Source organism: Prevotella melaninogenica (assembly GCF_018128065.1).
Taxonomy (GTDB): domain Bacteria; phylum Bacteroidota; class Bacteroidia; order Bacteroidales; family Bacteroidaceae; genus Prevotella.
In genome coordinates this window covers 343,584-367,210 of record NZ_CP072360.1, presented here as the reverse complement: position 1 = coordinate 367,210, position 23,627 = coordinate 343,584, and the positions used below count along the sequence as shown (strand labels likewise).

At 42.3% G+C, this 23,627-nt stretch carries 18 protein-coding genes; 12 read left to right on the top strand and 6 right to left on the bottom strand.

The window, feature by feature from the left end; genetic code table 11:
- Positions 1–81: 81 nt before the first annotated feature.
- Entirely contained in the window at positions 82–2,988 is a 2,907-nt protein-coding gene (locus tag J5A56_RS07415) for a leucine--tRNA ligase (protein WP_021670579.1), read from the bottom strand.
- A 591-nt stretch (positions 2,989–3,579) separates the two neighbouring features.
- Between J5A56_RS07415 and J5A56_RS07410 the strand changes: the two genes are divergently transcribed.
- From J5A56_RS07410 to J5A56_RS07370, 9 genes are all read left to right on the top strand, one after another.
- Complete coding sequence (locus J5A56_RS07410; protein ID WP_021670577.1) at positions 3,580–5,757, top strand: outer membrane beta-barrel family protein; 2,178 nt, start codon at positions 3,580–3,582, stop codon at positions 5,755–5,757.
- Positions 5,758–6,303: 546 nt separating this feature from the next.
- Positions 6,304–6,951, top strand: coding sequence for a hypothetical protein (locus J5A56_RS07405; RefSeq protein WP_021670576.1), 648 nt, complete (start codon positions 6,304–6,306; stop codon positions 6,949–6,951).
- Positions 6,952–6,997: 46 nt separating this feature from the next.
- Entirely contained in the window at positions 6,998–8,512 is a 1,515-nt protein-coding gene (gene rpoN / locus J5A56_RS07400; protein WP_021670575.1) for an RNA polymerase factor sigma-54, read from the top strand.
- Positions 8,513–8,552: 40 nt separating this feature from the next.
- Complete coding sequence (locus J5A56_RS07395; RefSeq protein WP_021670574.1) at positions 8,553–9,170, top strand: phosphatase PAP2 family protein; 618 nt, start codon at positions 8,553–8,555, stop codon at positions 9,168–9,170.
- A 128-nt stretch (positions 9,171–9,298) separates the two neighbouring features.
- Positions 9,299–9,805, top strand: a complete 507-nt coding sequence (gene purE / locus J5A56_RS07390) for a 5-(carboxyamino)imidazole ribonucleotide mutase (RefSeq protein ID WP_021670573.1) — start codon at positions 9,299–9,301, stop codon at positions 9,803–9,805.
- A gap of 169 nt (positions 9,806–9,974) precedes the next feature.
- Entirely contained in the window at positions 9,975–11,903 is a 1,929-nt protein-coding gene (locus tag J5A56_RS07385) for a 4-hydroxy-3-methylbut-2-en-1-yl diphosphate synthase (protein ID WP_021670572.1), read from the top strand.
- Positions 11,904–12,364: 461 nt separating this feature from the next.
- On the top strand, positions 12,365–13,423 hold the full coding sequence (locus tag J5A56_RS07380; protein ID WP_021670571.1) for a sensor histidine kinase: 1,059 nt from the start codon (positions 12,365–12,367) through the stop codon (positions 13,421–13,423).
- 28 nt (positions 13,424–13,451) lie between these two features.
- Positions 13,452–14,441: an aminodeoxychorismate synthase component I gene (locus tag J5A56_RS07375; RefSeq protein WP_021670570.1), complete on the top strand. Its 990-nt coding sequence runs from the start codon at positions 13,452–13,454 to the stop codon at positions 14,439–14,441.
- Entirely contained in the window at positions 14,425–15,018 is a 594-nt protein-coding gene (locus J5A56_RS07370; protein ID WP_021670569.1) for an aminotransferase class IV, read from the top strand. Before J5A56_RS07375 ends, J5A56_RS07370 begins: the two co-directional genes overlap by 17 nt.
- A 162-nt stretch (positions 15,019–15,180) precedes the next feature.
- Here the strand turns inward: J5A56_RS07370 and J5A56_RS07365 are convergent, their stop codons facing one another.
- Positions 15,181–16,506: a reverse transcriptase family protein gene (locus J5A56_RS07365; RefSeq protein ID WP_021670568.1), complete on the bottom strand. Its 1,326-nt coding sequence runs from the start codon at positions 16,504–16,506 to the stop codon at positions 15,181–15,183.
- A gap of 443 nt (positions 16,507–16,949) precedes the next feature.
- Here J5A56_RS07365 and J5A56_RS07360 point away from each other — a divergent pair, with 443 nt between their 5' ends.
- The 3 genes from J5A56_RS07360 to J5A56_RS07350 all read left to right on the top strand — a co-directional run bounded on the left by J5A56_RS07360 (position 16,950) and on the right by J5A56_RS07350 (position 19,296).
- Positions 16,950–17,429 carry an RNA polymerase sigma factor gene (locus J5A56_RS07360; protein ID WP_211815583.1) on the top strand — a complete coding sequence of 160 codons (480 nt, stop codon included), beginning with the start codon at positions 16,950–16,952 and terminating at the stop codon, positions 17,427–17,429.
- Between the two features lie 136 nt (positions 17,430–17,565).
- Positions 17,566–18,174, top strand: a complete 609-nt coding sequence (locus J5A56_RS07355) for a hypothetical protein (RefSeq protein WP_021670566.1) — start codon at positions 17,566–17,568, stop codon at positions 18,172–18,174.
- 576 nt (positions 18,175–18,750) lie between these two features.
- Positions 18,751–19,296 (top strand): hypothetical protein, encoded by a 546-nt coding sequence (locus tag J5A56_RS07350; protein WP_021670565.1) that lies wholly within the window; start codon positions 18,751–18,753, stop codon positions 19,294–19,296.
- 79 nt (positions 19,297–19,375) lie between these two features.
- Here the strand turns inward: J5A56_RS07350 and tnpC are convergent, their stop codons facing one another.
- From tnpC to J5A56_RS07330, 4 genes are all read right to left on the bottom strand, one after another.
- Positions 19,376–21,034 (bottom strand): IS66 family transposase, encoded by a 1,659-nt coding sequence (gene tnpC / locus J5A56_RS07345; RefSeq protein ID WP_211815582.1) that lies wholly within the window; start codon positions 21,032–21,034, stop codon positions 19,376–19,378.
- Between the two features lie 62 nt (positions 21,035–21,096).
- On the bottom strand, positions 21,097–21,441 hold the full coding sequence (tnpB, locus tag J5A56_RS07340; RefSeq protein ID WP_211815581.1) for an IS66 family insertion sequence element accessory protein TnpB: 345 nt from the start codon (positions 21,439–21,441) through the stop codon (positions 21,097–21,099).
- A 189-nt stretch (positions 21,442–21,630) separates the two neighbouring features.
- Entirely contained in the window at positions 21,631–22,632 is a 1,002-nt protein-coding gene (locus tag J5A56_RS07335; protein WP_021670460.1) for a C1 family peptidase, read from the bottom strand.
- A 162-nt stretch (positions 22,633–22,794) separates the two neighbouring features.
- On the bottom strand, positions 22,795–23,610 hold the full coding sequence (locus J5A56_RS07330; RefSeq protein ID WP_021670459.1) for a hypothetical protein: 816 nt from the start codon (positions 23,608–23,610) through the stop codon (positions 22,795–22,797).
- Positions 23,611–23,627 lie beyond the last annotated feature (17 nt).

The following is a 23,627-nucleotide window of genomic DNA, read 5'->3' as shown; positions in this document are numbered from 1 at the left end:
TTCCGTTGGAGATTACCGCTGTTAGAGAAACAAACCTGTAACCCTGTTTCCATACAGCCTCTTCTATGGTTTATTGAATAGTTATTTGCAAACGATGTTGATAATCTTCTTCGGCACAACGATAATCTTTAGGATTGTTTTATCGTCGATATAGTGCTGGCTTCGTTCGTCTTCTAATGCGCGCTTCTCGATGTCTTCCTTTGTTGCATCAGCAGGGAAAGTCATCTGGAAACGTGCCTTACCATTGAAAGACACTGTCAGCTGAACCTCATTCTCTACGAGATAAGACTCATCCCATTCAGGCCATTCAACATCGAAGACACTCTTTGTCTCGCCACCCAACTGCTCCCACAACTCTTCAGCCATGTGAGGTGCAAATGGAGCGATGACAATAATCATCTTCTTCAACAGTTCACGATTAGCGCACTTCTGCTGTCCAAGTTCGTTAACGCAAATCATAAACGCAGAAACAGCTGTGTTGTAAGAGAACTGCTCAATGTCGCCAGTCACCTTCTTGATGAGCTTGTGAACACTCTTCAGTGAGTCCTTTGAAGGCTCATTGTCGTTGAGTTCCTGCTGATAAAGCTTCCAGAACTTCTTCAAGAAACGGAAACAACCATCGATACCGTTCGTATCCCAAGGCTTACTTGCCTCTACAGGACCGAGGAACATTTCGTAAAGACGGAGGGTATCTGCACCATATTGCTCAACGATAACATCTGGATTGACAACGTTGAACATTGACTTAGACATCTTCTCTACCGCCCAACCGCACTTGTAGGTGGGGGATGTTGGGTGCTGGGTGTTGATGCCTTCTGATGATGATGTACCATCCTCGAAGATGAATTCAGCATTGTTATACTCTGGACGCCATGCCTTGAAAGCCTCAACATCGAGTACATCAGCATGAACAATGTTGACATCAACATGGATAGGAGTAGTTTCATACTTGTCTTTCTGACCCAAGCTGACAAAGACTGGTGCCTTTGAATGGTCGTCAGAGTTGATACGATAAACGAAGTTAGAGCGGCCTTGAATCATTCCTTGGTTCACCAACTTCTCGTATGGTTCCTCTTTACAGCTGCAACCACAGTCGAAGAGGAACTTATTCCAGAAACGACTGTAAATCAAGTGACCTGTTGCATGCTCGGTACCACCGACGTAAAGGTCTACATTCTGCCAATACTCGTCTGCCTTTTTGCCCACAAGTGCCTCGTCATTGTGTGGGTCCATGTAACGAAGATAGTATGCTGAGCTACCTGCAAAGCCTGGCATCGTATTCAACTCCAATGGGAATACAGTCTTATCGTCAACCAATGACTTCTCAACAACCTTGCGCTCAGCCTCATTCCAAGCCCAAACCTTAGCACGACCCAATGGTGGTTCGCCGCTTTCTGTTGGTTCGTACTTATCGATTTCAGGCAATTCGAGAGGCAAACACTCCTCTGGAATCATATAAGGCATTCCCTGCTTGTAATAGACTGGGAATGGTTCACCCCAGTAACGCTGGCGTGAGAAGATAGCATCACGCAGACGATAGTTCACCTTCACACGACCGATACCCTTCTCAGTAACAAACTGCTTGGTCTTGGCAATAGCCTCCTTCACCGTAAGGCCATTGAGAGAGAAACCGTCCATACTCTCTTTTCCTGCAGCAGGAGAGTTGGTTACGATTCCTTCCTTTGCATCAAAGCTCTCTTCAGAGACGTCAGCACCCTCAATCAATGGAATGATAGGGAGGTTGAAATGCTTTGCAAAGGCATAATCACGACTGTCGTGAGCAGGCACAGCCATAATCGCTCCTGTTCCATATCCAGCCAAGACATACTCTGAAATATAAATAGGAATCTGCTCGCCAGTGAATGGATTGATACCGTATGAGCCAGAGAAGACACCTGTCACCTTACGGTCTGACATGCGCTCCAGCTCCGTGCGCTTCTTTACATACGCCAAATACTCCTCTACCTCAGCCTTCTGAGCCTCTGAAGTAAGCTCTGCAACGAGTTCTGACTCTGGTGCCAATACCATGAAGCTAACACCAAACATCGTGTCAGCACGCGTTGTAAAGATAGTGAACTTACCCTCTTTCTGACCTCCACCTACTACTGGAGTCTGGTATTTGAATTCAACTTCTGTACCCTCAGAACGCCCAATCCAGTTCTTCTGTGTCTCCTTGATAGAGTCAGACCAGTTGACAGTCTCCAATCCATCAAGCAATCGCTGTGAATAAGCAGACACACGAAGACACCACTGCTTCATCAACTTCTGTACGACAGGATAGCCTCCACGCTCGCTCACACCATTGACAACCTCGTCATTGGCAAGCACCGTTCCGAGTCCCGGACACCAGTTTACCATCGTCTCACCGAGGTAAGCTATACGATAGTTCATCAGTTTCTCCTGCTGTTCCTGCTCATCCATGCTCGACCAGTCACGTGCTGAGAAAATCAGTTCTTCACCCTGTGCGATATTAAGGTTCAGTGTTCCTTCTTCCTCAAAGTGGCGAACAAGGTCCTTGATAGGCATTGCCTTCTGTTCTGTATAGTCATAATAAGAGTCGAACATACGCTCAAAAGCCCACTGTGTCCAGTGGTAATAACGTGGGTCACAGGTACGCACCTCACGATCCCAGTCGAAACTGAAACCTATCTTATCCAACTGCTCACGGTAACGAGCTATGTTTGTATCGGTTGTCAGCTGTGGGTGCTGACCCGTCTGAATGGCATACTGCTCAGCAGGAAGTCCGTAAGCATCATATCCCATAGGGTTCAACACGTTGAAACCCTTCAGTCGCTTATAGCGTGCATAGATGTCACTTGCAATATAACCCAATGGGTGTCCGACGTGCAATCCGGCTCCTGATGGATAAGGGAACATATTAAGCACATAGAACTTCTGCTTGTTCTCGTCTTCAACAACTTTGTAGGTCTTATTCTCAACCCACTTCTGTTGCCATTTCTTCTCAATGTCTATGAAGTTGTATTCCATTCTTATTTCTATTATAACTAATGTGCAAAATTACAAAAAGTTTCCGTAAAACACCGCGTTTCGATGGGAATTATAGAACGAAAAAATATAATATTCTTTGTTTACTTAGGGTTGAATAAGTCCTTTATAACAATAAACTGCTCTTATCTTAACTACATATTGCATGACTTTCACTCCTCCGCACCACACGTGCGAAGCGTTCGCACCATTGGTGCGGAGCCTTAACACCACTTGTGCTAAGCCTCAATACGTCAGTAGTTAAGGGTAGGAAAAGCGGGATTTGTTGCTACATTAAACCATTGATAAGGCTCTATTGACAAACAAATATAGACAAAATCTTATCAAACCACTATTAATCAATACATTAAAAGAGGATTCATTCTGTTCGACAATCTGCTCTCTAACCAAACATTATGCGCATATCTGCATTGTAATTTACTTGAATCATGAATAGAGGAAAAAGACTGTAAAAGGGTTAAATTACGGAATATAAGAACAAAAATATAAAAATACTTTCAAAATTAATTGAAGTTTATAAGGAAAAAAGTATCTTTGCATCATATTGATAACTATAAACTTAACGCTTTGACTATGTGCAATAAATTGATACTATTACTCACTGCTTGCCTCTCGGCAACAGCACTGTCAGCCCAAAACACAACCAAAACGGACTCCACCAAGACAAAGAAGTTAGAGGAAGTCGTCGTAACACAAAGGCGTCAGCTTATCAAGAATGATATTGACAAGCTAACGTATGACGTGCAACATGACAAGACTGCACAGACGAAGACAACCTTAGAAATACTCAAGAAAATACCCCTTGTCACCGTTGACGGACAGGAAAATATCAGAGTTCAAGGCTCTACAAGTTTCAAGGTGTATAGGAACGGACATCCTGACCCAAGTCTTTCAGGGCAGAACCTTAAGGACATTCTCAAGGCAATACCTGCTTCTACCATCAAAAGGATTGAGGTTATCACCGATCCCGGTGCCAAGTATGATGCAGAAGGGACTACGGCTATCCTCAACATCGTCATGATGAGCAATACTAAACTACAAGGAGTGTCAGGCAATGTGAACTCGAATATTGACTCTCATGGCTCTGTAAGACTTGGAACTTATCTCACCACAAAGGTGGGAAAACTTACGACATCCGTCAATTATAACTATGCAAACCAGAACAAGAACCAGACAGAAAATTATAGAGAGGAAGCCTACAACTACGTAAAGACTGGCGAACACACGCATGAATATGGTAAAAACAGCACGGGTGCAACAATACATTTCGGCAATATCAATGCCAGTTACGAGATTGACTCACTCAACCTGATGACCGCATCAACCAATTTCTTCGGCTATAAAGCCGATGCTAACACACAGAGCACGAATGAACGGTGGGACAAGAATAACCAACTGATTTACAAATTCAATAATGATATGACCACACCGGGCTACTCATATGTTAATCTTGGAGGACGTTTTGACTATCAACACAAGACCCATTTAGATGGAGAAGTGCTCACACTCTCTTACATGTTAGCTGCTACACGACATCACACTACATTCCGTCAGGCATATAGCAATATGGTAAACTTCCCTGTCAGCTATACAAGTTACGACCGGAACACCCGTGAACGCTTCACGGAACATACCTTCCAAATCGACTATGTACGACCCTTTGGAAAACACCATAAGTTAGAAAGCGGAACAAAATATATTCTTCGCTACAACAACAGTACGTCATTAATGGACTATCAAGGGACTACACCTGACATGGAAAGCAAGTTCAAGCATAACGCACAAGTAGCAGCTGCATACCTGTCATATATCCTCACCGCTGGCAAATGGGCTGCCCGTGCAGGTTTAAGATATGAATTTACTCGCATGAAAGCATCCTATCCCGATGGTAGTAATGCTGATTTCCACACTGATCTCAATGACTGCGTACCATCAGCAAGCCTACAATACAAAATCCGTGATGGACAAACGCTGAAATTAAGCTATAACACCAGCATCAACAGACCCGGCATCAACTATCTCAATCCAGCCGTTATCAGCACGCCAACAACAGAATCCTTTGGTAATGCAAACTTAGGAAGCAGCCGTAACCAAAAGCTACAACTTGCATATATGCTGGTTGCACCAAAATTCACATTGCAACTTAATCCCTATTATTCATTTACCAACAATGGTATCGCTCACATCATGTATGAGCAGAACCACAAAAATGTCTATACGTATCAGAACATACTGAAAAGCAAGGTCTTTGGTATTTCATCCTACACAGAATGGACTCCTTTCACCGGAACATCGTTTACACTCAATGCTTCCATGCGTTATGCCCGAATCACCTTACCCACACCTTATCTCAAGAACAGCGGATGCGGTGGTGGTATCTACTTTAATTGGGATCAGAAAATACCATGGAAATTAACGTTGTCAACCAGTCTTGGAGGTGAATATGGCAACAGAGTTTACAACCCGTATGCCATTGAAGGGCACTGGTTCTATTATGATTTTACATTGACTCGTCGCTTCCTTAAAGACAAGTTGACAGTATCTTTATCAGCAGAATCGCCTTTCATCAAAGAAAGATCAAGTACTTATCGTATTGTTCAAGGTGATTATACTGGTTATGAACGTGCTGTTATGAAACCTAAACGCTTTGGAATCCGTCTTTCATGGAACTTTGGTAAGCTGAGAGCAAGTGTCAAGAAGGCAGAACGAAGCATCCAGAATGATGACTTAGTGGGTGGGGGAAAGAAGTAAAAACAGAGAGTCAGGACTGCATAATATGCGTTATTTGGCTTGGAGAACAACGTTTATTTAAGTCCAAAGAATGGTTTTTAATCACCCATTTTAGTATAGGAAATCATTAGATAGACCCTCTTTTGAGAGTCAAGGTACTTATCAAAAGCAAATTATTTTCATGAAGAAAATATTTATTTACGTGAAAAGAAATATTTTTTTACGTGAAGAAAAATATTTTTCTTCATGAAAATAATTTAGAAACTGTAGTTTAATGATTCATCTAAGAGGGAAATTTGTAAATAAAACAGTAGCTTAACATTCTTGTTTTATGCCCTATTAAGAACGTATTTATGCGTATAAACAAATACACTTGAGCCTATTTATATGCCACAAACAACTTGTCAACTCGTAAACCCTTTAACTCGTTAACTTTCTGTCACTTTCTTTTGCCATTATAATAAAAAGGAGTATCTTTGCGAAAGACAAACAGATACACTCCTACACCTAAGTTTTTCACTTTTAATCTTTGAAGAAAGAGAGGGTAGGGGATGGGAATTTACGATTATGGCAACACATCCTTTATGGTCTGATGACTATTGGCTGCTACTCCTACAGCTTTACCTAAAAAAGCCAGAGGGAATGAAACCGATGTATTCACGTGCATTGGTAGACCTCAGTTTGGAGCTACACATACCACCAAAGAACCTCTATGAACAGCTTTTTAAGCTGCGCCACCGTGACACGCCTATCATTAAACTGATTTGGGAGACCTACGGAGAGAACACACGGAAGCTAAACAAAGACGTAAAGAAACTGCGGTCGATGAAAGGGTTTGGGCAACCTAAGAAGTTCTACGACGGCGTAAAGGTGCGCGAAACATTTGAGCATGACTTTCTTCCTGTGGAGGGTGTTACGGAGCTAAAGCCCTTTATGCTCATCATGATTCTCGACCTCTATTTCCGTCTTACCCCTATTACAATGGCAGCGGAGACACCTGAGGTGATAGACCTTGCTAAACTAATGAAGATAAAGCCACAAATGGTTGTGGAGGTAATGGATGTGTTCCAATTCTGCGACCCCTATCTGAATCGTGATGACCTCATGATATCACCCTTATTAATGCCTTGTCAAGAGGTGTGGAACCGCTATGGAAATGATAACCCTGAGAAACTTTCTGCCCTTGCAGCACAATTAAAGGAATATTTCACTTGATTATACTTGTTTTTTTAGTACTTTTGTAGCACAATTCAGGTAAACAATGGCACAGGAACAAGTACAAATTCAGACACAGAAACAACAACAGGTACAGCGGCTCTCACAACAGCAGATGCTGCAAGTAAAGTTGTTGGAGATGCCACTGACAGAATTAGAGGAAAGTGTCAATGCCGAACTCGACGATAATCCCGCATTAGAAGCAGGCGGGGAGGAGACCGATAACATTGATAACAACGATACTGTAGAGCATTCAGAAGACGATGATTTCGACACGCTGCAGGAACGAGAAGAGCGACAAGATGCCCTCGACTCGGCATTAGAGCGTATGCGTTCGGATGATGATTTGCCTACATACGATTCAAGACAGCAACGAAATAATGCTGAATATGAGGAGATTGTGTATGGAGACACAACTTCCTTCATTGATAAACTCAATGAGCAGGTGGGCGAAAGAGAACTTACCGAGCGACAGAAGAGTATCTTGGAGTATCTTATCGGTAGTCTCGATGATGACGGATTGCTGCGGAAAGACCTCGATAGCATCAGCGATGAGTTGGCTATCTACTATGGGATAGATGCATCTACAAAGGAATTGGAAGAGGTACTGAAGATTCTACAGGACTTTGACCCAGCGGGTATTGGTGCAAGAGACCTGCAAGAATGTCTCTTGTTACAGATAGACCGTAAGGTTGAGAATGGAGAATGGGAGCGTGACGGACATCTGTATAAGTATATCCGCACCATCCTTACTAATTATTTTGAAGCTTTCACAAAAAAGCATTGGGACAAGATTCAAAACGCACTCTCACTATCTGACCTTCAAGTAGAGGCACTTCAGCGTGAGATTCGTAAACTAAATCCGAAGCCAGGTTCATCTATGGGCGAGACACAAGGTCGTAACCTGCAACAGATAACACCCGACTTTATCGTTGACACGGAGGATGATGGTACGGTGACTTTCACCTTAAACCATGGTAACCTACCAGAGTTGCACGTCTCACAGACCTTTAATGACATGCTGGAGACCTACCGCAACAACAAAGCTGGTATGAACCGACAGGAGAAGGAGGCGTTGCTTTATGCCAAAGAAAAGGTAGACAAGGCGCAAGGCTTCATCGAAGCGGTAAAGCAAAGACGCCATACACTACAGGTGACGATGAAGGCTATCATTGACATTCAGCGAAAGTTCTTCCAAGATGGAGATGAGGCTGACCTCAAACCAATGATTCTCAAAGATATTGCCGACCGTACAGGACTGGATATCTCTACCATATCACGTGTGAGTAACATCAAGTATGCACAGACACGTTGGGGTACTTTCCCACTGCGTTTCTTCTTTACTGATAGCTACACAACGGAGGATGGTGAGGAAATGTCTACTCGTAAAATCAAGTTGGCACTCAAAGAAGTAATCGACAAAGAGGATAAACGTAAACCGCTCAGCGATGATGCGCTTGCCAAAGTGATGAAAGAAAAAGGTTTTCCAATAGCACGCCGCACTGTTGCCAAGTATCGCGAACAGCTCGGATTGCCTGTTGCAAGACTGAGGAAGGAGTGATGTTGATGGGTGATGGGTGGTGAATGTTAGGTGTTAAAGTATGAACGAAAAGAACATTATATTAACAGCAAGGGTCGTGAGTATGGTTCTCACACCATTCTATTTACCCGTTGTGGGCATATTAGCTATCTTTACTTTTAGCTATCTTAGTATGTTCCCGTGGCAGGCAAAGCTGTCTTATGTCTTTTTGGTTTATGCTTTTACGGTCCTTATCCCTACCTTACTCATCCACCTTTACCGCCAATACCACGGCTGGACATTGATTCAGTTAGGGCAACGAGAGCGAAGAATGGTTCCTTACGTGATTTCTATTCTTTGCTACTTCACGTGCTTTTATATCATGAACATCCTACACCTGCCTCACATGCTGACGTCAATACTTATGGTAGCATTGATTATTCAGATTCTATGTGCTATCATCAACGTGTGGTGGAAGATATCAACGCATACGGCAGCTATCGGTGGTGTGACGGGTTCTCTGCTTGCCTTTTCACTACTGTTCAACTTCAATCCGATGTGGTGGCTTTGTCTTACGCTCATCGTTTCGGGCATGGTAGGCAGCAGTAGAATGATTCTTAGGCAACATTCATTAGAACAGGTGACATCAGGGTTCTTCTTAGGTGTCGTCTGTTCATTCATTACAATTATCCTTGTATAAAATGAATAGGAATCGGTAAGACAACTGATTAGAGAAGAATAAACAGCAAACTGACAGAAAATAGTATCTGTCTTCATAATATTTAGTTACAAAATAAATAAAGAATAAACACTTAATACATTAAGAATATGAAGCCATTAGTTAGTATTATCATGGGATCAACAAGCGATTTACCCGTAATGGAAAAAGCTTGTAAGTGGTTGGAAGAGCAAGAGATTCCTTTTGAAGTGAATGCACTTTCAGCTCATCGTACACCTGATGCAGTAGAGACTTTTGCGAAAGAAGCGAAAAGTCGTGGCGTGAAGGTAATCATTGCTGCTGCTGGTATGGCTGCTGCTCTACCCGGAGTTATCGCTGCCTCTACACCACTTCCAGTCATTGGCGTGCCAATTAAGGGTATGCTCGACGGACTTGATGCCTTACTTTCTATCGTTCAGATGCCTCCCGGCATTCCAGTTGCTACTGTTGGCGTCAATGGTGCACAGAATGCTGCCATCCTTGCTGCTGAGATGATTGCACTCGGTGATGAGGCTATTGCAAAGAAGATTGACAACTGGAAGGCTTCATTAGGAAAGAAGATAGAGAAGGCTAACAAGGAGTTGGCTGAGCTGAAGGATTATAAGTTTAAGTGCTAAGACCGCCGCTAACGCCTCCAAGAAAGGGGAGTATCTACGGGAAACCATTAGGATAAAGGTCGTTACCACTTATTACCTCTTACTATATCCCCTCTCACAGAGGGACTTGGGGCAGTCATTCATCCTACCAAAAGGGCTTTGGAAGACACCCTATTATATAAATAGAACAATGATTGATTTATTCAACTTTGAAAGAAGGAAAACCTCTGTCACCCATGTTGGATCGCTCAACATCGGTGGAGAGAACCCTGTACGCATACAATCAATGACTACTACTTCCACGGATGATACCGAAGGAAGTGTTGCACAAGCTAAGCGTATCATTGATGCAGGAGGAGAACTTGTACGCCTTACAACGCAAGGAAAGCGTGAGGCTGAGAACTTAAAGAATATCAATGCACAACTACGTGCAGATAATTATATGGCTCCGCTCTGTGCAGACGTTCACTTCAATGCGAATGTTGCAGACGTAGCTGCACTCTATGCAGAGAAAGTTCGTATCAATCCGGGTAACTATGTCGACCCTGCTCGTACGTTCAAAAAGTTGGAGTACACCGATGAGGAATATGCTCAGGAGCTACAGAAGATTGAGGATAGACTGATTCCTTTCATCAATATCTGTAAAGAGAACCACACCGCTGTACGTATTGGTGTCAACCATGGTAGCCTTTCTGACCGTATTCGCAACCGTTATGGCGATACACCGGAAGGTATTGTAGAAAGCTGTATGGAATTCCTCCGCATCTTCCGCAAGTACGACTTCCATGACATTGTCATCTCTATCAAATCCTCAAACACGGTTGTGATGGTTCGTTCCGTACGCCTTCTTGTGGCTGAGATGGACAAGGAAGGTATGCAGTATCCACTCCACCTCGGTGTTACTGAGGCGGGTGAAGGTGAAGACGGACGTATCAAGAGTGCCGTAGGTATTGGTGCCTTACTCGCTGATGGTATCGGTGACACGATCCGTGTATCACTGAGTGAAGAGCCAGAGTGCGAGATTCCAGTGGCTAAACACCTTACATGGTATATCCGTCGACACGAGAAACATCTTCTCATCCCTGCTGAACAGTATGAAGGCTTTGACTATCTCCGCCCTAACCGACGTGAGACAGTGGCTGCAGGAAACATCGGTGGCGAGAATGTTCCTGTTGTTATTGCCACTCGAAAGGCTGATCAGGCTACTGCTGAGGTGTCATCACCAGACTTACCAAAGCCAGACTATATCTATGTACAAGGCGAACTGCCTGAGAAACGGGGCAAGAAGCAGAAGTATATCCTTGATTATGATGCCTATATTGACCTTGCCAACAGTGGTAAACAGTCCTTAGAGAATGTCTACCCAATCTTCCCTGTGACGGGAATGCCTTTCATCAGTGCGATAAACACAGATGTTAAGTTCCTCGTCTTGAAGTATGGAACACCTTCAGAAGAGTTCCTTGCATGTTTGAAGACACATCCAGAGGTGGTAGTGGTTTGTATGACAAGCCATCAGAACCGCCTCGGCGACCAGCGTGCATTGGCGCATCAATTGATGATAGCAGGGGTAAAGAACCCTATTATCTTCGCACAGATGTATCAGCATTCGACCACCGAAGAAAAGGAAGAAAGCAAGAATAGCCAAGAGTCAGAGCCTACTACAGCCAAAGAAAGGTTCCAATTAGAGGCTGCGGCAGATATGGGTGCACTGATGATGGACGGACTTACCGATGGTATTTGGCTGATGAACCATGGCAACCTCTCACAAGAGGATGTTGAGCAGACCGCCTTCGGTATTCTTCAAGCAGGTCGCTTGCGTATGGTAAAGACCGAATACATCTCTTGTCCGGGCTGCGGACGTACACTCTACGACCTCCGTACGACGATTGCTCGCATCAAGGAAGCTACCAAGGGCATGAAAGGACTGAAGGTAGGAATCATGGGCTGTATTGTAAACGGACCCGGTGAGATGGCTGATGCAGACTATGGATACGTGGGTGCAGGTCCTAAGAAGGTGAGTCTTTACCGCAAACAGGTATGCGTTGAGCATAATATACCTGAAGAAGAAGCGGTTGAGCGATTGCTTGCATTAATCAAGGCAGATCAGAATAAGGCTTAAATCGACGATTAAGACTCCATAGATGTAATTCAATATCGGTGTCTTTCGTAATCATCCCAACGGCAGGAACGCCTCTTTTTTGTCGTTTCTTACCGTGATGTTAATACTCCGCACGAGTGGTGTTAATGCTTAGCACCATTCGTGCGGACCATAAACACCAATGGTGCGGAGGCCTAATTCCCTTACAATAAATCATACTATTGATAAGAGGAGATAATAGATGCGGGACTTAGTGATGGGGGATAAATAGCAAATAGAGCTTAATTAATTAGGCATAAAAAGCCGATTAATCTGATTGAAAGATTGTACCAATTAGGCTTATTTGCCTAACAAACGGAACAATCTACCCTTATAAAGCACTGATTTACCGATAATTACCTTGCTGTGTTAAAACAAGAAAAAGTAAAAATGTAGTATCGATTCTACTTGCTTCTTTCCTTATAAAAGACTATCTTTGCAACATGAAGGTATTGGAGGAAATAAAGAAGTATTGCCTGAGTCGCTACAACCTGTCCGTTCTTGGCGCACAGGTAGGCATTTATGCGCTCCTTGTTTCCATCTGGTCATTGGTCATCATGTTGCTTGAACACGATGTCAATGCAGCCAAAGAGTCAATGCAAGTCAATGCCTTCGTACTCTTCTTGCTGCTGATTGTCTTCATGGCAAACTTCTATCTGCTTGTTCCTTACCTCTTTGAGGCGAAAAGCAAGATAAAGCACTGGGCCTTCTGGGTAATCAATCTCCTATTCATTGTTCTGTGGAACCACCACATTTTCAGCATTTATAACGCCGATTTACCGAATGCTCCGATACGGATAGGCTTCTATCAGTTTGGGGTTATGTGGATGATTCTTAACTATGCAATGGTTGTTGCAGCTATCTTTGTGCGTTATTATATCCGTCATAGTACGCTCAGAAGGCAGCTTAGAGAAGAGAAACAGAAGATGACGGAAGCTGAATTAGCATGGCTAAAGAACCAGCTAAACCCACACTTCCTCTTCAATACGCTCAATAACATTGCCTCACTCACCCAGACAAGTCCAAACAATGCCCAAAAAGCAATCGGTCAATTGTCTGAACTCCTACGCTATGCACTCTATGAGACACAGCCTAAGGAGGTGAGTCTTAATGGTGAAATCGCCTTTATCAAGAACTATATCAACCTGATGACACTACGGTCGGGCAACAATGTAGAGATAAAGAGCCAATTCATCATCCACAACTCACAGTTGCTCATTGCGCCATTGTTATTCTTGACACCTGTTGAGAATGCTTTTAAACATGGTATCAGTGCCAATAAACCATCGTTTATCCACGTCTCCATCACGGAAGATAACGGCAAGATAGTCTTTCTCTGTGAGAACAGTAACTATCCGAAGAACGACACTGACAAAAGTGGAAAGGGCATCGGATTAGAGAATATGTATCGCCGTTTGGAATTGATTTATCCAGGAAGATACAATATCGAACAACGCATCACACCAGAAATTTACCACCTTAAGATTATTATTAAGCCGTAATAAAACTATAATCACCAGCATCAACCACATGACACTACACGACCGTGAATACGCCATTCAGCGTATGAACTCATTAGCTAAGGAAGATAAAGACTTTATCTTTATCATCAATTATAAAGCCGATGGCGCTTACGTAGAGGAGTCTACGGACATTAACCCTCACGAATTGCTTTTTGCCTTCCCAAGTCTTACGAATATTCCTGTGACTGAAAGCTATGAAAGCGAGGCTGTGGAATGGTTTACAGAACCACTCACAAGAGAAGACTATGAGCCACGTATCAACCTTGTTAAGCAAAGAGAGCGTGAGGGAGATAGCTATTTAGCCAACCTCACGTGCAAGATTCCTGTCCATACCAATCTCTCCCTGCACGATATCTTCATGCGTTCAAAGGCGTTATACCGCTGTTGGCTAAAAGAGAAGTTCGTTTGTTTCTCTCCAGAGATATTCGTTCGCATCAACGAAGAAGGGCTTATTAGTTCCTTTCCAATGAAGGGGACGATTGATGCAACACGTCCTGACGCTGAGAAGGAACTGATGGAAAATAAGAAAGAAGCGGCTGAACACGCTACCATCGTCGACCTTATCCGCAATGACTTGAGCATGATTGCCGAGCAAGTGCAGGTGAAACGCTATCGTTATGTTGACCATCTGACTACAAACAAGGGCGAAATCCTACAAACAAGTTCGGAGATTACAGGACAGCTTCCCAAGGACTATCGTGAGAACGTCGGTACACTGCTTTTCCGTTTGCTCCCTGCTGGCTCTATTACGGGTGCACCTAAGCCACGTACAATGGAGATAATTGATGAGGCTGAGGGCTATGAAAGAGACTTTTACACGGGTGTGATGGGCTGTTATAGCAAAGGACAATTAGACAGTGCGGTGATGATTCGATTCATTGATCAGGATGATAACGGACAGTTCCATTATAAGGCTGGGGGAGGTATTACGGCTCAGAGCAATAATGATGACGAATATAAAGAGGTGATAGAGAAGGTTTATGTGCCAATATATTGAAACCATAAAGGTAGTAGACGGCTGCATCTGCAACCTTGCTTACCACGAAGAGCGAATGAACCACACACGCAAGGAAATGTTAGGACTGACAGAACCGCTGCGTATAGCTGACCTTCTGCAGTCTGTTAGCTTACCGATAAAATGCTCAAAGCTACGTTTTATCTATGATAAAGAGGGCATCCACGACATCATTTGTACTCCTTATATACGTAAGGAAATCAACTTCTTGCGCCTTGTCTACGACAATAACATCAGCTATCCCTATAAGAGCACAGACCGCTCTCAACTTAACGAACTAAAAAAACAGCAAGGTGACTGCGACGAAATACTTATTGTTCGTGACAATCACCTTACAGATACTTCCTATACTAACATTGCACTCTATGATGGAGAACAATGGTTTACGCCCTCTACGCCACTCCTTTGCGGTACGATGCGCCAACGACTGCTCAACTGTGGACTGCTTCAAGAGCGTGAAATCATGGTTTCTGATATTCCTAATTATCAGTATATAAGCCTCTTCAATGCCATGATTTCATTGGGAGAAGTTATACTACCAGTCGATAAGATTAAGTAAACAGCGAATTATTTTCATGAAAATAATTCTTTTTTTTCACGTAAATAAATATTTTTCTTCATGAAAAGAAATATTTCTTTTCATGAAAATAATTCGCAAAAGGTAGTCATCTACATGACGAAAGATGAGAATTACGCTACTTATTAACTTACTTTTTACAGCTTACAGGAGTGATTTTAAAAACAATTTGATGAGTATAATAGCAAGCAATATAATCACCATCACTATAAAGTTAAGAATGCGTTTGCTCTTTTTTCTTGGGTCATAAGGATTGCTGCTTGTAGCTCCAAGCTGACGTGATGATGTGTTGTCATTTGGCAAAACGTCAGCACTTGTCATCCTATCTTCTGTTGAATTTGAAAGATACTTACCCATATAAGCCTTATATGCCACCTCTTTTATATCTCCCTTACTTCGTTGTTGCAAAGAAGTATAACGACTAACAAAACGCTGATAGAGTGGATCATCGGCTCCACGCACCATCTTCATGTAGTTCAGTTTACCCCTCAGAACAGCATTAAGAGGTACGCAATGCTGATGTCCCTTTGTCTTTCCATGCTGCTGCCTGTAGCTCTTCCACGCTGCCTGACAGGCATCTTCATAACCGTAACGCTCCCAGATATACAGCAAGGAACGGATTTCACGCACATAACGGCGGCTTACATTCACTTTCTCCGTTACCATCAAGCCCGTTACCTCCTGCCGTCTTCCACGACGTTGCAAGTGGGTTTTCTCTTCATTCAGTCGGAAACCATAACGCTCAACGATAGTCTTTACCTGTTGTACAAGCTCTCCCTGTGAACGAAGTATGTCTGCATCAGAACTGAAAGTGAGGTCATCAGCATAGCGGGTAAAGGTAATTCCCTGTGCAGTAGCTATACTCGCTATCTCCTTATCCATCTCCCGACAAATAAAGTTCGATAGTGTTGGCGATGTTGCAAAGCCCTGTGCTAAAACTTCTTCATTGTTCTTTGTGCGCACAGTAGCCAGTCCTGAGACGAGTTTTGCAGCCAATGACGAGAAGCCGAAAGGCTCTGCCGTCAGACAGTCAGCCACCTGCTGGCGTGTAATAGTGGGGAAGAAATCCTTTAAATCAAGGTTCAGGATATAACGTTTGCCCACGTGTGGACGTGCATTATCAACCACAGAACGACCACAAACGAAGCCAAACGCCCAAGGAGTAGGCTCATCATAGGTTTGAAGCACTATATTCAATGCCTGTAAGACACCACGCAGAGCTCCTTTCGGAGCAGTAATCTCACGATAGCCACCGTGCTTCTTGCGAAGTCGGAATGTCTTGCAACGTCGTTGAATATTATTAGTATCAGCAAAGAAACTAAGCTGCTTCCCACGAAAGGCAGAATATATTAATGGTTCTTTCAGTTCGTTCAGCAGTGTAGCAAGTTCTTTCGAATCATTTAAATAACGCAACCGATTCTCAAAATCAGCCTTTGTATATTCCTTTCCGTTTATTGTTCTGGTAGCCATAGTGCGTTTGTTTTAAACAAAAAAATAGGAACGCTGTAAGGGAATTACTTTTATTGTGAACCTTCGTTAACAATAGTAACGATACTTCGTATCAAACTCCAGCGAATACGCCGGAAACTACTTCTAATTCTTTCAGACGTTCCTATCTTTGGCAAAGATAGAAATTATAATTAAAACAGCAAAATTTTTCAACTATTAAATTATAGTTTTAAAATATTTGTTGAGACTTGGTAAAACGGTTATAAATCATTAGGAATCATGTAATCTAATATTTTGAATGATGAAAACGAGTCTGTCATGTCTACTAAATAAAGCCTTCGAGGACTTGTATTTATCCTCATAAAACAATACTTTTGCACACGATAAATAAAATATTTTATCTCTATCGTGTAGTTTTTCATTTACTATGTGTGTCTAATGGACAAAATAAACCTTTAAACAAGATGGACAACCTACAGAATGAACAAGACTTCTCACGCATCGTGAGAGAACATAAAAGCACCATCTATACCGTTTGCTATATGTTCTCAAAGGATGAAGATGAGGTGAACGACCTCTTTCAAGAGGTGCTGATAAACCTTTGGAAGGGTCTGCAGAAGTTCCGAGGAGAAAGCGATATGCGCACATGGTTATATCGTATCAGCCTCAACACTTGCATCTCTTGTGACCGAAAGAAACGGAAACGGAAAACGATTCCACTCTCAATGAACATTAATCCCTTCACGGATAGCGATGAAGACAGCCGACAGGTACAACAACTCAACCGCCGTATCAACCAGTTAGGTCCTTTCGACCGTGCTATTATCCTCCTTTGGTTGGAGAATATGAGCTATGAAGAGATAGGCGAAATCGTCGGTATCAGTACGAAGAATGTCTCTGTGAGACTATTCAGAATCAAGGAGAAACTTAAAAAAAACGAGTGAAACAACAAAGGAGTAGGGGAGTAACCATTAATGAATGGGATTAGTCTTATTGGTCTTATTAGCCCTATTAGGCTAATTGGTCTAATTAGCCTAATACCCAACAACACTCAACAATCACATTAAAAAGAAAACTACAATGGAAACAAAGCATACAGAGTTTGAGGAAATGCGCCAGCAGTTAGGCATCCTCAAGAATAAACTTGATAACCAAACACTTATCAACGATAAGCTTATCAGACAATCAATGCTCAATAAGATGTCGTTTATGAAGAAGTACACATGGGTGTCATTCTTAGTATTACTATTTATTTATTATGCCTATTATGAAGTTCGGGAGATATTTAACCTATCTTGGTGGTTCTACGGATTCACCGTTATATTTATGACTTTCAGTGTCAGTTTCGATGCTTATATCAACCATGTCAATAAGAAAGACTTTCTTAATGGTGACCTCATAGCAGCATCTCTACAAATACAACGAATGAAAAAACTTCGCAAAAAATCCTTATTATGCGGTATATCCTTAATGACAATATGGACTCCGTGGTTATTTATAGAATTATACAATGGGGCAGGTGCTGCGAATGGAGGAGAAAATACTTCCTTATTTTATGGTATGATGGTTGGCGGTGGTATTGGTTTAGTCATGGGAATGGCGATTGGTATATGGATATATCTCCACATGCAACGCATTAATTCCGATATCATCAAGCAAATAGACGAGCTGACAAAAGAGACAGAATAGAGAGGAAGAAGACAGAGTAACATAATGGGAAAGACAGAGTAACATAGTAAAGAAGACAGAGTAACATAAAACAAAAAAGTAGAGTAACATAAGAACAAACTATGAGTTCTTATGTTACCCTGTCTTCTTTTCCTTGTTAACCTGTCTTTAATCCTACAATACAAAATTCTAATAATTAAATTTGTAATTCAATATAAATTTATTACCCTTACCATTGAAAGATAAAAGAACTGTCATCACCCTATAAACATTGATAAGACTTATCTGGAAAATAAACATAAAACTATAGAATTAAGGTGGGTTCTATTTCGAGACTATCTTCGAGGGAAATTGATAGTGGACGAAAAAGTTATGCAGGCATAACGACGGAATGAATTGGCAATTTAAACCGAAGAGAGTCAGAAAGATAACAAAATGTAACCCATGATTTAATGATTTGATTTCTATGGTAATTCATAGAACCCATCTTAAATCTCCTATCTATTTAAAAAGAAAGTATTATGAACCTCAAAATGTTCTTTATATTTTTGTCTTCATAAGACCAAAGCAACGGCGGATAAGGATGGTAACTACATAATGTTTTTCAACTTAAAAGACAAAGAATTAAAGTCTTTAACCACTTATTCACCTGATGCAGGCTTCGTATACCATCTACAGATGACGTTGGATTTGAGTAAGTTGGATGACAAAGTGTATCTATTACCTACTGATATCACAGCAGTACGTCCGTTGAGTGAGAAGAAGCTCTTCTATTGGGATTATAGAATGCCAGGTCGTTTACAGCAAGGACAGGTATATGAACAGAATATATTCATCCCTCGCAAGCAGCTTGTGAAGGTAAGGATAGAAACGAATGGAACTATTAACGAGAAGGATAGCTTTGCCATTTATAATAAAGTCAGGTATGGTATGGAGAGGCAGATACCGAATGGGTTTAATGGAGAAAGAGGTTATCTAATGTTTTACCAACCCATAAAACTGAAGAATACACATAGTCAGACGGCGCAAATCTCATGTGCTGCTGAGGAAGACAGTAAGCTTAGTTTGTATCGTCTACCAGATGGAGAGTTTAGTATTCTTCGGAGGTTGAGGTCCCTGCCATGCAGGCAGGAGGTGAGTTGATACGTAAGCATCCAAAATTCGCCGTCTTGCCACTTCACAAAAAATCCTTATATGACTGGCTTCATATAAGGGTTCTATGCTATTTATAGTTTATGGGTAGCAGCTTAATCAATTCCTCATCCTCCATGTCCAGCAAGGGTTTTGCTAATACCTGCCTTAACCACACATTAGGTTCTATCTTTGCCTCCCTACAACATGCCATGAACGTATAGAAGATGGCATTGTTTTCAGCTCCTTCGTTGTTGCCACAGAAAAGATAGTTCTTCCTTCCTAACGTAATGGGTCTGATGGCTTGCTCCATAAGATTGTTGTCTATATTGAAACGCCCATCTTGTACGTATCGGCTGATACGTATCCATACGGAGAAGGCATAACGCAGAGCTTTCTCCATAGCTTCGCCAGGGAGATACTCCTTGTGTACCTCCTTCATATATGCTTCAAGAGTCCTTAATATAGGATATGCTTTGGATTTTCTTTCAGCCTGAATCTCTTCGTAGCTGGCGTTACTGTGTTTTAAGTTTGCTTCTAACTCGTAGAGTACGGCGATCATCTTAACGATATGGGCGGCATTCTTATCATTTGTCGATAAATGCTCGAACTTTCGCCGGACATGTGCCATACATCCCAAGAGCTCTATGCCTTGAACGTTTTCAAATCTGCTGTAAGCTTCATACCCATCGGATTGTATAGCACCATGATAGCCTTTGAAGAGTTCGTCGGGTACGGCTCCAGATCGTGAACCTTCCTTCCAATGAAAGAAGACCCCTCGGCAGTGCAGCGCATCTCTTACTCCCCACAGATAACCCTTGCGAGTCTTACCCTTACGGTCGGCAACTTGTACGCTTGTCTCATCAACTTGCAAGTAGGGACTCTGTAAAATCAACTTTGCTTGGAGTTTATATAGAGGATATAAAGCGTTAGCTGTGCTGTGAACCCAGCTGTTTATGGTAGAGGTTGGGATGTTGATGCCATACTCTTTCCATCTGGTGCTTTGTCTATACTCTGGCAAATGATAGACAAACTTTCCTGTGATAATCTCAGCCAGCAGAGAGGCATCGGCAAAACAATCCACAGCTTGCTTCTGTAAAGGAGCTTCCAGTATGTCAATCTTTGCATCCGTGGGTTTTGCGTCTTTCAAACGGCAGACGATGCGGTCTTCAACCTTAACATAAAAGCTTGAGGGACGTAAGCACAAGTGTTCTGTCTTATCGTGACCGATGATAACCATACGGTTTTCATCATACCCATCTGGATAAATCTCAGTAACCACACGCTCTATATCATTAGGAACATAAGAGGCATATGGCTTGCCTTTTCTCGTAGAACGAGCGTTACAGCTTGCTTCCCTGCGCTGCTTAGCTTGCTTCTCTACTTCCTTAATGATAGTTGGTATTTCCCCCGAAAGTTGTTTACCTTCTTTTGCCCAATCTTTATCAAAGAACGAACCTGCCCAGCCGTTGGGACTCTCAGGTAAACGCTTTTCGCTACGTCTACCGAATACCATACGCTCAAGTTCAAGAATACGTTGAGATTTTCTTGCTAACTCTGCATCCTTTTGCTTAAGCTCTTCGTCCTTTTGCTTAAGTTCTGCATCCTTCTGCTTAAGTTCTACATTCTTGCTCTTAAGTTCTACATCCTTACTTTTAAGCTCCATGTCTTTCTGCTCAAGAAGATTTATAACATCTTCTCGAGTTAAAAAATGATAGTTAGACGCAGTCTTATTGTTGGATGTATTCATCAGAAACCAGTTATTTATATGATACAAAGGTACGAAAAATATCTGGATTTTGCAAGAATTTTCTAAGGTTTATTGTAACGTTTTCTTCGATAACAATGAGGATTTATACCTTCTATATAAAGGACCAATTCATCCCATCGAAATTCATAAAATCCCTTGGTTTGCTGCATGATTTTACCACTTAAACAACCCTGTGCTATCTGCTTGTGGTATACGACAAAACCACATCGTTCCCAATGAAGCAGCTTGATACGATTGCGAGAACGATTATAAAACACATAGACACAACCATCAGATGGATTAAAATCGTTACCACGGACGAATTGACATAATCGAAGCATTCCCTGGCGCATATCCACAGGAGAACAACAAACCCGATAAACATTTGTTTCATTCAGTGCAAACATCTTTTTTGTACAAAGGTAGCAACAATGCGGTATCCACAAAAGACGGCTAATTTTGGATGCTTACGTTGATACTTAGGACGTATTAGGCTTATTCTGTGGCTGTTAAGTATTATTAGGAGAACTCTCGTGGTATAGAAACAAAAATAGGGGCTGAGTGCTCAGTCCCTATCACCTTGTATTGTATTTGTATTAAATAGCTCGAAGCACCACGGCAATGGTCTTCATGCGCACATAGTTCTCACTTAAGAACATAAAACCACCGTAGCGATTGGCTGTTCCCCAGCTATTCTTGCAGAGGAAGAAGCGACGGCCGTGCTGGTCGTGGGCCAATCCAACGATTTCCATAACGTGATCATCCGTCGTACGATGTGCCTCAAAAGAATCCTGCCGACGCTCTGCTGTCATCTTTTTGTCTTCATGTTTCAACACAGCAAAGCCATTTCCAAATAAGAAACCGGGCTCTGATATGTCGCCTTCCCAGCACACAGGATGTCCTGCTCGTAAACTCTGAACAATGCGGTTCACCATCGTGTCGAGTGGAACATTAAGGAAAGTGTTATGAAAGTAACTATCAGGTACTTCCAAAGGGAAGCGTTGTCCGTAAGGATGATGTGTGAAACTGGTTAGTGCTACATACTCATCATCAGTGCATACGCTATGTGCAAACTCTAATGGAGTGTATAATGCGCCTAACATAAAGACCTGATTTGGTAGCGGACCGATATACTTATCCAATAGTTTCTCCGCATCATTGCCCTTATCCAACTTACGACAAAGAACGTTATAGTCCATATCTGGCTTATGACGATAGGCATCATAATGCTGCAAACCATAGGTTTGTATAAGGTCGAGTGCCATGGTACACATACCACGCGTTGTGATACCAGCCTCCTTCTGAATGACCTTATTAGGGAGTAAACGACGACGATTTGCCTGCTCACTAAGGTACATACGTGCCACATAGTCAGGACTTAAGTTTACAGAATCACCCCGCATGATGTGTTCTGTCTCAAGGGTTGCAAGCATACCATAGACCCAACAGAGCGAGCTCGCCCCTTGATCCTTCACTGGGGTAGCAGGAAGACGCAGATCAATAGTGAATTTCTCCTTTGGAATATCCACCCTACTCCGTTGCTGCCCACAGCTTATTAACACAAAACATGTCAAGAATATAAAGATACTTTTCTTCATTCTTCAATTCAATATTACCGTTTCTGTCTTGCACTTGGTTCTTGATAATGCTGCATTATCCCATAACCAGCACTAAAAACAATCGCTAAGTTAACTATAGAACATTTGTCTTAACTCCTCTCACTCCCTTTCACTCCTTAACTCCTTCGTCTCTACTCTCCCTCAATACTCTACCATCTTAGTCCAAGCCTCAGCCACTTCCTTGTCTAATGGTGGGACAACAGCAGGAATAGAGAAGGTCCAAACGCTGTTCTTCTCTTTCTTAATACGTTTGAGTTCACTCTCAGTGATAGTCATACGGTCCGATACATAGAACTCACTCCATACGTCAATTCGTTCGTCATCATCCTCTCCACGGTAGTGAGCAAAGAAGGTTTGATGCTTCTGTGAGGCAAGGAGAAGATTGTTAGAGAGGTAACTCTCGCTCTCATCATACTGCGTCATACGAGCCACAATACCATACATACGCAGCTGACTCATATCTATTTCGTGCTTTGGTTGTCCAACAAGTTCGTCCATCTCAAGGATTGTCACGACCTCTGTCTTCCCATTAATCTTCCGCTTTTCCTTGCTTATCTTACCGCATTTATCAGCCCATCGGTACACATCTCCATTGTTACGAGTGGAGTATTCCTCGCTGTCAATACTCTTAAGGAGCGTCTGCCGTTCCAGATTAGGTAATGAAATGCGCACAAAGGTATCATCGCCATTGGCTTTCGGAGCCTTACGACGACGCTCACCGAGGAACTTTCGTTCAACAAAAGGCGATCCTTTCTTCCCTTCTGAAGCCTCAGTAGCAGTGTCAGAAAGCGGTATATAAAACTCCATCATACCGTCAATAAAATAGCTAAGCATGGAGTTTGTGGTCTGATAGACACGATAATAACCTTTCAGACGAGTGTATTGTCGTTCCTGCGCCTGCGTATTCACGACCGCAAGAATGAGTATTATGGAAAGCAAGAAACTACGTTTAAACATTTCTTTTTGTGTTTATA

Coding starts and splice junctions, on each gene's coding strand:
- J5A56_RS07410 (WP_021670577.1), top strand. CDS start 3,580: ATGTGCAATAAATTGATACTATTACTCACTGCTTGCCTCTCGGCAACA.
- tnpB (WP_211815581.1), bottom strand. CDS start 21,441: ATGTTTGCACTGAATGAAACAAATGTTTATCGGGTTTGTTGTTCTCCT.
- J5A56_RS07350 (WP_021670565.1), top strand. CDS start 18,751: ATGTTTTTCAACTTAAAAGACAAAGAATTAAAGTCTTTAACCACTTAT.
- J5A56_RS07330 (WP_021670459.1), bottom strand. CDS start 23,610: ATGTTTAAACGTAGTTTCTTGCTTTCCATAATACTCATTCTTGCGGTC.
- J5A56_RS07335 (WP_021670460.1), bottom strand. CDS start 22,632: ATGAAGAAAAGTATCTTTATATTCTTGACATGTTTTGTGTTAATAAGC.
- purE (WP_021670573.1), top strand. CDS start 9,299: ATGAAGCCATTAGTTAGTATTATCATGGGATCAACAAGCGATTTACCC.
- J5A56_RS07365 (WP_021670568.1), bottom strand. CDS start 16,506: ATGGCTACCAGAACAATAAACGGAAAGGAATATACAAAGGCTGATTTT.
- tnpC (WP_211815582.1), bottom strand. CDS start 21,034: ATGAATACATCCAACAATAAGACTGCGTCTAACTATCATTTTTTAACT.
- J5A56_RS07375 (WP_021670570.1), top strand. CDS start 13,452: ATGACACTACACGACCGTGAATACGCCATTCAGCGTATGAACTCATTA.
- J5A56_RS07385 (WP_021670572.1), top strand. CDS start 9,975: ATGATTGATTTATTCAACTTTGAAAGAAGGAAAACCTCTGTCACCCAT.
- J5A56_RS07370 (WP_021670569.1), top strand. CDS start 14,425: ATGTGCCAATATATTGAAACCATAAAGGTAGTAGACGGCTGCATCTGC.
- J5A56_RS07355 (WP_021670566.1), top strand. CDS start 17,566: ATGGAAACAAAGCATACAGAGTTTGAGGAAATGCGCCAGCAGTTAGGC.
- rpoN (WP_021670575.1), top strand. CDS start 6,998: ATGGCACAGGAACAAGTACAAATTCAGACACAGAAACAACAACAGGTA.
- J5A56_RS07415 (WP_021670579.1), bottom strand. CDS start 2,988: ATGGAATACAACTTCATAGACATTGAGAAGAAATGGCAACAGAAGTGG.
- J5A56_RS07380 (WP_021670571.1), top strand. CDS start 12,365: ATGAAGGTATTGGAGGAAATAAAGAAGTATTGCCTGAGTCGCTACAAC.
- J5A56_RS07395 (WP_021670574.1), top strand. CDS start 8,553: ATGAACGAAAAGAACATTATATTAACAGCAAGGGTCGTGAGTATGGTT.
- J5A56_RS07360 (WP_211815583.1), top strand. CDS start 16,950: ATGGACAACCTACAGAATGAACAAGACTTCTCACGCATCGTGAGAGAA.
- J5A56_RS07405 (WP_021670576.1), top strand. CDS start 6,304: ATGGCAACACATCCTTTATGGTCTGATGACTATTGGCTGCTACTCCTA.